The following is a 12,272-nucleotide window of genomic DNA, read 5'->3' as shown; positions in this document are numbered from 1 at the left end:
CGAAAAGAGTTAATAAGGGGGTTTTTATGGGGTATTACGCGACGTCGCCGGGGTATGTGGCGTCGTCGTAGGCGTAGAACGATTCAAGATATTCGTTGGCGGTCACCTGACAGGTGCCGTCAGACTGTGGGGCAATTCTGCCACCAGCGCATCATAGACATGCCGCGTTTGAGCCGCAGAACACCAGCCGGATCGCTCAATGGTTGCAGACGATAAATTGATTTTCAGCAGGTCATCAAACTCACTCAGATGCGGGACCGAAAGTTGATAATCCCCTACTCTGGTCGCCACCATCAGCCCGGAGGCCGAGCCATCCAGGTAACGGACCAGCGCGCGAGGGTTTTCAAAAGACCAGTCCAGCGGCTCCGTGACGGTGAAGGTCGTCACACCGCCAGTCGTTTTCATCTCCTCAACAAGACAGGAAATCGTGTTATTCCCCGGTATATCGTCGGTCAGCACAATACGATCGCCAACGTTGTAGCAGAGCGCGTCCAGTTCGGTTGTCGTCCGGAACGTTACCCGCTGCTGCAGGTATTTCATCAGGCGCCGCATCCCAATCTGGTAGGCATGATCCTGACTCAATACCCCGTCGAGTTTGTAATCCTCGATTTTCACCGGAGTAGGGTTATCGGGAGTGCGGCATTTAACCGTCTCTTCCGCCCAGGTGGTTCCGTTGATGTACGTTACGTCAACGCCGTCGTAATCATCGTCAGATGGAGCAGTGAAACCACTTTGCAGCTCTTCGACCATCTCATGCGGGGTGATCACACCTGTCCAGGGCTTAACCCCTTCCCTGTTTACGGTAGCCAGGCCATCACTTAGCAGAAAACGTGACTTCCCGGCGTTGGCGACCTTTTGCAGCATTTCCAGTGCCGAGATACTGTCGCCAGTAGCGAAATCAAAATATTCGCTACGCGGCGTCCAGTACGCAGACTCCAGCGCATTGATGGTATCGACATCCATCTCCAGCCCCAGCGAAATTCCCGACATGCAGCAGCGCGCCAGAAATGGTTCTGGCCGTTTCCGGTTTCATAGGCACGCGTCCCCACAACGTTTACGCGGCGGTCAGACTGCGCCGCCAGTTTACCGCCCGTTCTCGACGGTCACCGCCATCAGCGACACTCCGGGATAGGATGAAGGACGCGTCAGCAGGCGCCCGCGCAGTGCCTGCCAGTACATCGAATCCCTGGCATTATTGGAGCCCTGCTCGTTGCACCGTCGGCAGCGAACCTCTACAAGCCCCGGAGAACCGAGTGTGATCCGCTCAGTAAAGCCCAGACCGTTAACGTTTTCAGCGCATACTCGCCCTGTTTACTGACCCACCCTGAGCCGGAGCCGTAAATCCCGGTACTGAATTTCCCACTCAACATGCCGGAGTCGCTTTTTTGCCCTTGCCGTCAAAACCGCAGATGCCGTTCGGAAAGGAAAAATTCACTTCGAAACATATCCACCACTTCATTTTCAGGGCATACCAGGAACGGCCCCAGCCAGCTCAGCGTGTCGTTAAGGCCAGTGGCCTCATAGTCGATCATCGTCCTGGCGGTGAATCCCGGCCATGACTCATCAACTGCACCGTTAACCAGACGCGCCACCGTCGCCGTCGTGCCATCAGCGGACACAATCCTGTACTCATTCCGCGGTGAGCAAGTGAAAGCCGTTGCATCCCCTCCGGCAATCCCGGAGAATGCGGTGCCCGTGGCGCTGTTATAGGCGAGCGTCACGTTTTGCCGTTACCGCAGGGCTGCCGCCGGTTGACGCCGTGCCGGAGGTATAAACCGGAGCATCACCGAAAACAGTAGCTGGCAGCGAAGATGATGTGATTGCTCCTCCCGCGAACGGACTGGCCGCCTCGGTTATCAGTACGGTGCCGCCGTTATCCTGCGCGACCAGGCCGGAGCCAGTCAGCCCTTCGATGATGGCCGCCAGAAGTCCAGACATCGACACATAGTTCGCCACCAGCGACACCGCGTAAGCGATCCCCTGCCACGTGATCGTGAACGTGCTGGAGCTGGTCGAAAAGTCGTAGGTGGTAGGTGCTGCGCTGGCCTGAACTTTTGCCGCACTTCCCCCGGTGCCCGGCACCGCAGCCCTGGCCAAGGGTATATGACGCGATTAAACAGATCGTAATCGACGCTATTGAAACTGAGCGTCACCGGCATACTGACTACTGGCGCGATCTCCGTCAGCAGCGGACTCGCGATAACGCTGTACCCGGCCGCCGTTGATATCTGGTAGTTGGCGGGAGCCTTTATCTCAACAATCGCGCCTTCTACCCAGCTATCCGGCAGAGAATTGTCGTTATCGTCGTCATCATCGCTATCATCCGTGTCCAGCCCGGTAAACGTTACGTCGGCTCCGGCCACGGTCATGCTGTCTGCAATAATGTCGTCCGCATCCGGCGACGTCTGGGCCATGTCCAGCCCGGTGCCGGATGACGTCCCGCCGACCTCCGTACTGTTGAACCAGTTTTTCACTGCGCTCATCGCCAGAAACGTCTGCACCAGGGGGATAATGCGTGCTGCTGAATCCCCGCAGGGTCGATGCAGGCGTACTGCCAACGCGGATATCGCCATTGGTATAATCCAGAGTTCCGACACCAAGGCACAGCAGCATCTGTACGCGCATTTTCGTTGGATCGGCAGCATCAAAACCGGGTAACAGGCTGCACAACATAATCCGGATAAATACGCACGCGCCCAAAAAATTTCACGAATCGCATCACCCAGTTTCGCGCTGTTTGCTTTCGCGGGGTTCAGGTCGAGGCTTCGCCCTGAGGAAGACGTGTAGCCACCAGCATCAATATTACCCATCATGAACAGTGAGTAGGCCGCCGTTGCCACGGCAATACCGACACCTATCCATGCGATTGTTGCTACTTCAAGCCCGAAAGGAACCGGGTACATACAGACATCGTTTTCTGGCCGGATGATGCGAAACGCCCATTCGCCAGGTGGTACCGGCTGGCCATCCAGCTCAATGGCCAGCGGTGGAACATCCCGATCCTCATAGTCTTCGAGATTGGCAACCAGCCAGCTGCGAATGCTGGTAACGCCATGCTCATGAGTTTCGAGCGGTTCACCGGGCAGCCGCGACGGATAAAAACGAATGGTCATTGCCAGAACTCCACTTTGACAAATCGCCGCTTAAATCGCGGCAAAGGCAGAAATGTGACGTTCGTTCCCGGATTGCATTCCGCCACGTGCAGCAGGCCACCGATATTGACGACGATACCGACGTGGGTGACGGTTGAACCGGAATAGCAGGCAACCCCGGCACCTTCACAAGGTTCGCAACGTTCCAGTGAAAGCATCATCCGGCGCGCTTCGCGGTCGAGCCCGCCGTCGTCTTTGGTCACCCCGGCGAACTCAGGCCAGAGAGGCAGTCCAAGGTCCGCCCGTATTTCGTTCACGATCCCGAAGCAGTCGAGCTGCGGATACACTCTGCCGCCCTTCAGCCAGGTGACTGAAAGGTTACTTTTCAGGATGAAAACATGTAAATTACCTCGTTGATGCGAAATCAATACACTGTTGTTGCTTCCAGGTTTTCCGATGCTGCTGATTGGTGTACGCTTTTCAGAGCACAGCGATACCTCTAAAAGGAACAATAAATGTCAATCAGCTCAAACAGGACAGCGATAAGCAGGATTCAAAGAGGAATTGGCTGATCTGCGAAAAAAAATAGCGGATGAAAGCAAAAAGGAAGCACAACTACTAAGCAGTATTAATCAGTTACAGAGAAGTATCACCAGTTCAACTTCCCCATCGACTGTTTCCTCCAAAATGTCTCAAATATCCCGATATACAAGCGACATATCCAAATGCAATGCAAAAAAACGCCGAGTTATCAAAAAAAATTGCTGATAAAACTGCTGAACTTCATCGTTATGAGACACAATTGACTAAAGATGAAGAGTCCGAGCGCAAAAAGCTGGAAATGGCGCAAAAAAAAACGTGAAAAAGAACAACAGGATTTACACAAAAAACTTAAAGAAAAAATGGACTCGCAAATACGGACCCTTCATAGTCGTATGTTCTCCAGTAAAACTGGTATCCACGATGCCATTAATGATGAAGATGAATCTCCGCAATATGATGTTTTTATTTCTCACGCCAGTGAAGATAAAGACTTGTTCGTAAGGCCATTTGCGGAGTACCTGAAATCTCAGGGCGTGAAGGTCTGGTACGACGAATTCTCTCTCGCATGGGGCGACAGCCTCAGAAAGAAAATCGACAAAGGACTCGCGAATTCACGTTTCGGAATAGTTGTTATATCTAAAAATTTCATTAAAAAGCAATGGACAGAATATGAACTAAACGGATTAATCGCATCTGAAATTGAAGGAACAAAAAGGGTATTGCCAATCTGGCACGAAATATCTAAATCAGAAGTCATAAAATTTAGTCCATCTTTAGCTGATAAGGTAGCAATGAATACCGCAATACAGACATATGAGGAAATAGCGGATCAGTTAGTGACCCTCCTCCGATAAAACCCCAATTTTACAAAGTAATTCGAGCAGACGACACATATCGTATCCCTCACCATAGGGTGAGGGTCTTAGCCCCTCAGAATAGGCAATATCTTTCGCAAGTAGAGCCCATACCGGAGTTTTATCTGGAATAAGTAGTTTTTTTATTACGGCAAGTTCATAGCGAACTTGTAATAGTTCAGATTCAAGTCTTTTTATTCTTTCTTCAGTCATACCACCTCCGGTTAAGACGAATAACGCAGACCGGGGAATAAAGGGAGCGTATAGCGGTACCGCGGCCAGGCTGTATCGAGGACATTCATATAGCCCGCGGTGATCTGCACTTCTGTCGCCGTCCAGTATCCTGATTTAATCTGCAGCGTGTACGGTATCGCCGCAGGCGCCGCTAAATCTGTGGAGATATAACTCCGGTAAGTCAGCGACGCAGAAAGGCGGTTCGCCAGCGCATTGCGGATCGCCGTGGACACAACGCCGTCGATATTACACAGAGCAAACTTCAGGTCCTGCGTTCCGTCCTCGTTACGCGCCGGCAGCGCAATGTCAATCGCGCAGGCGGTAAATGTGATGCTGTCGCCGTTCTCCGTCGTTGCCGTAATATCCTCGTAACCCTGGCAGAGGTAGTGAACATCAGAACCGATAGTTATCTGCAGCGTTTCAATGATCACCTCCGGTCCGCTGCTGGCATAAAGGCGGTTAATCTGCGTCATGCTTTGGCCACTCCTTATTCAGCGCGATATCGAGCAGCGAGCTACCGACAATCCATTCCGGATAATTCCCCCACGGAGCCGGAATAAGCGGACGCTCCCATAACTCCAGAGTCGCTGAATACTTCCAGTAAATTGGCGCAACCAGCTCCGGCCCTTGATAAATATCCGTGAACCGGCACTTATAAAACTTAATACCCGCCGGCGTCTGCAGCTTCATCAGGAACCAGGCCGCACCATCAGATAATGCATCGCGGAACCAGGATTCAAACGCCAGTCCCTGAGCATCGCTTTCCATGAACCAGGAGATGCTGGCCTGCGTCGGCGTTGACGTATAAGCTCGCCTTTGCCGCGCGCGGCCGGTGGTTAGCTGGGTTCGTTTTAAAGGGCTTACAGGCTGGAATCCGTATCCTTCCTGTAATGGCATAGGGAGGCTGTCATGTGGATAATAGATATCAGCCATCAACTCATCCCCCTGCCAGGATATTTACTTCGCATCGCGTTACCCACCTTCCCGTCCCCCTTCAGCACTTGCGCTGCAACCTGATTAAGCGCATCTGTTGTCGCCCGCTTCTGCGTTTGTGCCATGGAGATAGCCATCTGATCAGGGGTTACACCAGCAGGTGAATGGAAATGCTGTTCTATCGGTGCGTGAATAGTGGTTTTCCTGCTGTTATCACTATTCACGTTCTGCACCCCGGTCCCAAAACCCGGTTTGCTGAGCGTCGCGTCCAGTCCGTTTTTGCGTAGGTTCTCAAGCGTGGAGTCCAGTCTTGCCGATGTATCAGCAGTCATGACCCGTTCCCCTTTTTCCAGCAACCATGTCCCAGTGGATGGAACGGAGTCAATGCCGTTGTGAGCCATACCTGTTAGTCCACCGCCGGCGGCCATAGCTGCTGAAATTGCCGTCACTGATGCTATCAGGGGAGTAGTTGCGGCCAAAGCAGCCGCCATAGCTGCTGGAGCCATAGCCCATCCAGTAACAGGTATAGCTGCTGCTGATGCGTATGCATTAATACCTGCCATTTGTGACATGGCAGTAGCTTGAGCAACCATAGATGCAGCTGCACTCACTGCCGCAGTTTTCCCGACAAGTAACTGCACAGCCTGATAAACCAGCCATTGCGCCGCCATTTTAGTTAATGCATCAATAACCGCCTGCCCCATCCCGGCCGCCATATTTTTAAATCCATTGCTCAGGCTTTCGGTTCCTTGCAACATCGCGGATAGATTCGAAGAGATCGCAGATTCAGTTGAACTAAAAATTGAAGTGGTCGCCGCTGTCACTGACTCATACAGCGTAGGAACGCTGTTAAGATATGACTGCATTCCGTTTTGGACGCCAAGCTGCCAGTTGCTATTAAGTTGATCAATCTGAGTGTAATAGGCGTGTTGCATGGCACGCCGCTGATCTAACGCTTGCTGCAAAGCTGCCGTCTCCTGGTCGTACAGATTTTGCGAGATCTGCCCTGTAGTTCTCTGATTAGTTAACTCAACCTGTTTCTTTTGGTAATCGCTGGCAATCTTTGCCAACTCTTGCAGGCGTTTCTGCTCCTGCGACAAAACAGTATTACTGTTCAGGCTGTTTTGTAGCCCGGTAGCATCATTTTGCAAACCAGATGAAAGCGTGTTTTTGTACGCTGTGAGCTTATCGGCATCCTTGCGTAAGGCGATTTCTTTTTCTAATGCGGCATTCTTTTCATACTGGTCAGTAATAGTCCGCTGGTTAGCTAACAGAGACTTCTGATCTGCCGTGAGGGTCTTTTTGATCTTGATATCAGCAAGTTGCCGCTCCCATTTAATAAGCGACTGCTGCGCAGTGCCAATCTTCTCCGTCGTGTCATACTGAGATTGCAGGGTGGCATATTGCTGATTGAGTTGGGCGAGTAGTCTGGTGGTGGCGTCCTCGGTGTAAGCCTTTTCTTTTTTGGGCTTATTCTTCTTAGCCGCAGCGTCTTCGGCATCTTTCAGGTTTTTTGCCAATTGCGCCCTTCTGGTAGCGTATGCCGCCCCCCCTTCCCACTGCGTTCCAGCATCTTTGCTACGGTATTCGTTATCAAACGCCTGTAGAGCTTTTTTCGCTCTCGTTACCGCATCAGCGCCAGCATCCGCCTGCACCTGAAGTTGCTTGAGATAGGATTTATTGGCTTGCTGCTCAGAAGCCTTATCCATCTCAGTGATAGCCTGAGTGTAATCCTTAATGGCCTGGGAGCCTTTAAGGCGTGACTGGTAGCTATCTTCATCGCGCTGTGTCCACGTCCCTGCATTTTGCCTCTGAGTTCGTTCCTGCGTTCTCCTTTGATACCAGCGAACATCTGCGTTATCAAAATAATCCCCACCAACGATCTCTTTAACGGTATCCCATGAACCAGAAGCACCCCGCCCAACGGAAGCCCAAAAGTTATCCCACCCGTTAGCCCCTTGATGGAGTTTTTTGGTTAATTCATCCATCTGACCGGATAGTGCTGCAAACGCAATCCTTTGGGCCTCAGCAATATTGCCGCTGGCAGCAGCTTCGTCGGCCTGCTTTCGTTGCGCTGCTGTCAGGAAACCCAATTTATCATCAAGATCGTCAATAGATTGGATTCCACCCGTGGATAATTTCTGGTACATAGCCAAAACGTCGCTAATGTCCTGTCCGCTTGCTTTGGCGTATTCGCTGGATGACTGGATTATTTTTGGGTACATCGCTGTGTTCTGGCTGATCGCCTGGGTCAGCAACCCGACAGCGTCAACGGAATCACTATAGGTGACTCCCAGACCAGAAACACCACGAGCAAGCGCGGTGGTCTGCGTTAAATTCAAGCCGCTGACATTGGTTAGAACATTTGTTGATTTATTTAAAGCTGATGCTTGTTTCTCGGCGCTATATAACGCCGCACCAAGAGCACCGACCGCCGCAACTGCCAGAGTAAAGGGGTTAATCAGACCAGCCACATAGCCGCCAACACCTTTAATCGCCGGCCCAATGCCGCCGAACATATCCTTAAGCTGACCGCCCTGCTGCATGAGCACCATAAACGGAGATTGCCCGGTAGAAAGCCCAACAACTATATCCGTCATCTGAGCGGGGATCATGCGCATTGCAAAAGCGGTTTGTCTGGCTGACATTCCCGTTTTTCCAAGCTGGGCCTGAGTGAGTTCAAGCTCGCCCCGCATTTGCTTTAATTTTCCGGAAAGCGAGTCATATTGCTCTGTTGAGAGCATTCCTTTGGATTTTGCGTTATCCAATAATTTCTGGTTGGTAGCAATCTTACGGAAACCATCAGATATAGGATCAAGTTGCGCAGCCAGTCGCTGTAATGCAGCCTTTTGCTCATCAGCGGCCTTAGCTGCGTCACGTTCTGCTTTAGCAACCCCAGTTAACTCGTTGGTGGCAGCATCAAGGCTTTTCGCTAACGTGCGATACTCCTCAAGATCAATCTGACCACGGTCAAAATATCCTTTAAGTTCGGAGTATTTTTTGCCGATTCTGTCTATGGCAGCACCCACTGGGTCAATCTGATCTCGGAGTTTACGAAATGCCTCTCGCTGCTCCTCAGTGAATTTTGTCGCTCTTCCTGTTGCGGCTGCGCCATCCCTCAGGCGTGAGTTGAGATTTTTAGTTGACCCCTCTAGATCGTCGGCGGCTCTTTCAGCCTCTTCACCTGCGCGTGTCATTTTTACCAAGGCTACTGCCAGGCTATCAGCTTGCTTCTCGGCCCCGGAACTGTCCAGGCGTATCGCTAGCCTTGATTCTTGTTCTGCCATTTACCTTTCTCCGGGTAATAAAAAACCCGCCGATTTAGCGGGTTACGAAATGTTTAAACAATAATAAAAAGCCCACCTGAGTGGGCTCTCGCGTCACAGAGACGTTTTCATGTTCATAGTTGGATTTAGAGGGGATTTGGTATACGCATAATTGACAACCACGCCATCCTTCAAAAGGATATCAAGTGTTGTCATCTCAGCGCTTGATGTTGTTTTCATGGTAAACGCCTGAGCTGAAGCTGACACCGCATTGTGTGTGTAAATCCACTTGGCCTCAGTCGCACTGATTACTGCCTTAGAAAAAGGCTGTCCAAACATACCGATCAACTCAGCCTCTGTTGTTTTACCCTTAACAATCCGGTTCACATTTTCAACAGATATTTGAGACCCACTTTCATATTGGTTTGTATAGGTGCATCCAAGCATTACCAGACAGAGCAAAGGAATCAATATAGCAAACTTATTCATTATAACTCCTATATTAAAAATAACTAATATCAACCCATACACCCTGTGGACGTAAGGAGACAGTTACACCTAGATATTTGGCAATATCATCAAGGATATCTGATATCACCTCAAACTCATCAATCGATTTCCATCTTCCATAATTTTCGAAAATAGAGGCATTCGCAGAATTTAATCTTTCAATGTAGGGAGTAAGCCATGAGAACTCAGACATGTCATCCTCATTACCATCCTTGTAATTAATTCCTTTTGCTGCAGCATCCCCTAAAAAATATGCTGCGAGTTTCAAAGTTATTTCAATCTCGGAATAAACTTCATTTAATGTTCTGTCTACGCTTTGATGAAACTGATAGTCAAATATAGAATCCCTTGCTTTATCATATAGTTTAGAAGCTTGTCTGAAAAAAGACGTTTTAAACATCTTGCTCTGATCTTCACCAATTTGCGCACTCAATCTAGTTGCGCAATATTCCTCCATCACAGATAACCAACACTCCCCTCTCAATTGCTCATGGATGTCTTTATAACGGTAACTCATCATCCGCCCCGGAAAACATTTGTTTAAGGCATTGCTATTTGAGACATGAGCACATTCATGCGAAATGATTCCAATAGCAGTTAGCCACTCCGGCGAATTGACTGGAGATACAACCCCCTCAATGTGAAGAGCATTAAAAACGATATGACATTTGGGCTCACCATCACGCATAACTCGAACAACCATAGCGACACCTACAACATCGCCATCAGATGGAGTTAAAGTATTTGAAGTCTCAATCCCTCTGTCAACTGAGTCTAATGCATATTGGTAATCATAATTTATTGAAATTCCAACTAAGGATGTAAGATCGATATACTTGCAGAGTATTTTAATGAATTGGCTTACAGCATTTCCAACTTCCTTTGCCGTTTCTTCATCTTTGTAACCACCAAGGCTAATGCCAAAATTGACATTTCCGATATCTTCGCTCAAAGCCCTATCCCCATCATTAACATTTGCACACAGGTTAGCACAGGAAAAGAAGGAGACATTGATATGACTACTTCACTTTTGCCTGTCTTTTCTGCTCTTCTTTGCCTGTCTTTTCTGCTCTTCTGCCCATGCATCCCGCCAAGCATCGTCGAGGGCAAGTATCGCAGCATCAAACTCGGTTCGGTCAATCAGTATGGAACGTGAGGCCAGATAGCGCTCGATATCACTCAGGGACAACGGGAGCGGCACGCCAGCCATTCCTGCATACTGCCTGCCGCGAGAAATCATAGCGTAAGCGTTGAGGATCTCCCCAGTTACAGCGTCAATCTCCGGCTCAGGGATTGGCGGGAGGTTTAATTTCTCCCGCCGCCACTTTGCTTTTTCGCCCTGCGCCCCCCCGAACTCCTTAAGCCACTTCTGCGCCTCTAAGGCTTTTTTACGGTTTCCTGAGTCTGTTGCTCTTTACCCTGAGCAATGTTCGCGGCCTCGGCCAGTATCAGCCAGTACAGCTCCGGGTGCTGTTTCAGCATTGCGGTCCCGAGTTCTGGGGTATAGTCGAGAGCAACCTCTGTACCATCTACCAACTGGCCCACACCTTCCCAGCCTTTCAGCAGGAACCGCGCTACGTTATCGATCAGCAGGTCATCAACAGAGTCGATATCGCCCACGCTGGCGAGATTAAATTCTTTGGTTCCTACCTTATAGCCTGCGTCCATCTTATCGATGTGGCGGCGCACCAGCGCGTTACGAGAGCGATATTGTGAATTCTCGCTACTGGCCACCAGCAGGCGAAGTTTGAACAACGATTCTTCTTCCGGTGAAAATTCCTTTTTGCTGTCTTCTGGCTTTTTGTAAGGGTAAAACCAGCGCTCGCCGTCTAAATCAATTTTTGGGGTAACAATCAGCATAAAAACTCCATGAAAAAACCCTCCGAAGAGGGCTAGTGTTAATCATCACCGCCAGTAGTGGCAGGAACGCGGGTAATGGTTGGCGGAGTATTGGCCGCGGTGATATCGAGCTGAACCTGGACAATATCGGTGCTGCCCGCATCGGGCCAGTCACCGGAAATCTGCACTTCCGGGAATTCGAAGATATAGGCACCTTCAGCATTCTCCAGGGTGAAACTAAACGGCACCGTTTCACCGGTGAACGTCTTCTTATAGATTTCCCAGGCTGCTTTTGACCAGGACAAAGTGACCTGACCTGACGGCGTAAACGTGGTCGGAATGTTAGCGCCGGCGAACGCCGAACCGGTTCCGATACAGCGCTGAGTCTGCATGTTGTTATCGAACTGGATGTTGAAGGTATCTACACAGAAACCATTGCCACCAGCAACACCATTCAGGCTAAGGGCTGTAACCTCTTTGAACGAATAGCGTAGCGCCCCGGCATTATCGACCGGCGCAGTAAAAAAGCTGGTATCGTCGCCTTTCGTTTCCCAGTCCAGTCCAGCAAAAGTGACCGTGGCGGTAATATCGCCATCATTCGGGATTTCAACCTGAAGCGTGGATACCTGGCATCCGCGGGCAATCTGCGCAATCCCCACGTCTTCAGCGTAGGAAGCCACGGAGAACGTAATGCGCCCGTTGCCCATCGTCAGCACGTTGTTTACCCATTCCGCACCAAAGCAGCTCGCCAGAAAAGCATCGTGCTGATTCCAGCGAAATTTGGTACCGACATCTCCGCCAACATCAATCGTGCCGCGCGATACGCCCTGGGCCATTCGGTTGCCGGCGATTTCGTCGTTATCGTTGGTATTCTGGGTCGGTGCAAGGCCATATGATGCACGCCTTAACAGATTCCACGCCCCAGTTGTGGGTGTAACACCCGGAGTGGTTTCGCGTATAAACGCGGTTACTACTTTTGCGCCTGAACTCACAGGAGCCTC

11 protein-coding genes and 1 pseudogene are annotated in these 12,272 nt (G+C 50.4%); 2 read left to right on the top strand and 10 right to left on the bottom strand.

The genetic code is table 11. The features are described from left to right. Window positions 1-34: 34 nt before the first annotated feature. Window positions 35-3,113 (bottom strand): annotated as a pseudogene (locus tag BWI76_RS12350) (host specificity factor TipJ family phage tail protein). After that, on the bottom strand, window positions 3,110-3,484 hold the full coding sequence (locus tag BWI76_RS12345; protein ID WP_084402821.1) for a nitrite transporter: 375 nt from the start codon (window positions 3,482-3,484) through the stop codon (window positions 3,110-3,112). Before BWI76_RS12345 ends, BWI76_RS12350 begins: the two are co-directional and overlap by 4 nt. A gap of 420 nt (window positions 3,485-3,904) precedes the next feature. Between BWI76_RS12345 and BWI76_RS12340 the strand changes: the two genes are divergently transcribed. Continuing rightward, window positions 3,905-4,489 (top strand): toll/interleukin-1 receptor domain-containing protein, encoded by a 585-nt coding sequence (locus BWI76_RS12340; RefSeq protein WP_227516867.1) that lies wholly within the window; start codon window positions 3,905-3,907, stop codon window positions 4,487-4,489. Here the strand turns inward: BWI76_RS12340 and BWI76_RS28100 are convergent. The 6 genes from BWI76_RS28100 to BWI76_RS28095 all read right to left on the bottom strand — a co-directional run bounded on the left by BWI76_RS28100 (window position 4,469) and on the right by BWI76_RS28095 (window position 10,384). Further along, entirely contained in the window at window positions 4,469-4,702 is a 234-nt protein-coding gene (locus tag BWI76_RS28100; RefSeq protein ID WP_142470855.1) for a hypothetical protein, read from the bottom strand. The two genes, BWI76_RS12340 and BWI76_RS28100, sit on opposite strands and share 21 nt — an antisense overlap. 11 nt (window positions 4,703-4,713) lie before the next feature. Beyond that, window positions 4,714-5,196 carry a DUF1833 family protein gene (locus BWI76_RS12335; RefSeq protein WP_004139341.1) on the bottom strand — a complete coding sequence of 161 codons (483 nt, stop codon included), beginning with the start codon at window positions 5,194-5,196 and terminating at the stop codon, window positions 4,714-4,716. After that, window positions 5,183-5,656 carry a hypothetical protein gene (locus BWI76_RS12330; protein WP_004121520.1) on the bottom strand — a complete coding sequence of 158 codons (474 nt, stop codon included), beginning with the start codon at window positions 5,654-5,656 and terminating at the stop codon, window positions 5,183-5,185. Before BWI76_RS12330 ends, BWI76_RS12335 begins: the two co-directional genes overlap by 14 nt. Beyond that, window positions 5,656-8,943, bottom strand: coding sequence for a phage tail length tape measure family protein (locus BWI76_RS12325; protein ID WP_004139342.1), 3,288 nt, complete (start codon window positions 8,941-8,943; stop codon window positions 5,656-5,658). Before BWI76_RS12325 ends, BWI76_RS12330 begins: the two co-directional genes overlap by 1 nt. Before the next feature lie 93 nt (window positions 8,944-9,036). Then, window positions 9,037-9,411: a hypothetical protein gene (locus tag BWI76_RS12320; RefSeq protein WP_004139344.1), complete on the bottom strand. Its 375-nt coding sequence runs from the start codon at window positions 9,409-9,411 to the stop codon at window positions 9,037-9,039. A 13-nt stretch (window positions 9,412-9,424) separates the two neighbouring features. Then, entirely contained in the window at window positions 9,425-10,384 is a 960-nt protein-coding gene (locus BWI76_RS28095; protein WP_004139346.1) for a hypothetical protein, read from the bottom strand. A 63-nt stretch (window positions 10,385-10,447) separates the two neighbouring features. On the opposite strand from BWI76_RS28095, the gene BWI76_RS28090 reads away from it, so the two are divergent. After that, on the top strand, window positions 10,448-10,588 hold the full coding sequence (locus tag BWI76_RS28090; RefSeq protein ID WP_157130117.1) for a hypothetical protein: 141 nt from the start codon (window positions 10,448-10,450) through the stop codon (window positions 10,586-10,588). Window positions 10,589-10,809: 221 nt separating this feature from the next. Here the strand turns inward: BWI76_RS28090 and BWI76_RS12305 are convergent, their stop codons facing one another. Next, window positions 10,810-11,292: a hypothetical protein gene (locus BWI76_RS12305; RefSeq protein WP_004139349.1), complete on the bottom strand. Its 483-nt coding sequence runs from the start codon at window positions 11,290-11,292 to the stop codon at window positions 10,810-10,812. Window positions 11,293-11,330: 38 nt separating this feature from the next. Beyond that, on the bottom strand, window positions 11,331-12,263 hold the full coding sequence (locus tag BWI76_RS12300; RefSeq protein ID WP_064371710.1) for a phage tail tube protein: 933 nt from the start codon (window positions 12,261-12,263) through the stop codon (window positions 11,331-11,333). Window positions 12,264-12,272: the final 9 nt, after the last annotated feature.

Source organism: Klebsiella sp. M5al, assembly GCF_002090195.1.
GTDB classification, from domain to species: domain Bacteria; phylum Pseudomonadota; class Gammaproteobacteria; order Enterobacterales; family Enterobacteriaceae; genus Klebsiella; species Klebsiella grimontii.
This window is presented reverse-complemented; position numbering and strand designations above follow the sequence as displayed.

Bases quoted from the DNA above. Each gene is read 5' to 3' on its own strand.
- BWI76_RS12340 (WP_227516867.1), top strand. From the start codon at position 3,905: ATGAAGAGTCCGAGCGCAAAAAGCTGGAAATGGCGCAAAAAAAAACGT.
- BWI76_RS28100 (WP_142470855.1), bottom strand. From the start codon at position 4,702: ATGACTGAAGAAAGAATAAAAAGACTTGAATCTGAACTATTACAAGTT.
- BWI76_RS12335 (WP_004139341.1), bottom strand. From the start codon at position 5,196: ATGACGCAGATTAACCGCCTTTATGCCAGCAGCGGACCGGAGGTGATC.
- BWI76_RS12330 (WP_004121520.1), bottom strand. From the start codon at position 5,656: ATGGCTGATATCTATTATCCACATGACAGCCTCCCTATGCCATTACAG.
- BWI76_RS12325 (WP_004139342.1), bottom strand. From the start codon at position 8,943: ATGGCAGAACAAGAATCAAGGCTAGCGATACGCCTGGACAGTTCCGGG.
- BWI76_RS12320 (WP_004139344.1), bottom strand. From the start codon at position 9,411: ATGAATAAGTTTGCTATATTGATTCCTTTGCTCTGTCTGGTAATGCTT.
- BWI76_RS28090 (WP_157130117.1), top strand. From the start codon at position 10,448: ATGACTACTTCACTTTTGCCTGTCTTTTCTGCTCTTCTTTGCCTGTCT.
- BWI76_RS12305 (WP_004139349.1), bottom strand. From the start codon at position 11,292: ATGCTGATTGTTACCCCAAAAATTGATTTAGACGGCGAGCGCTGGTTT.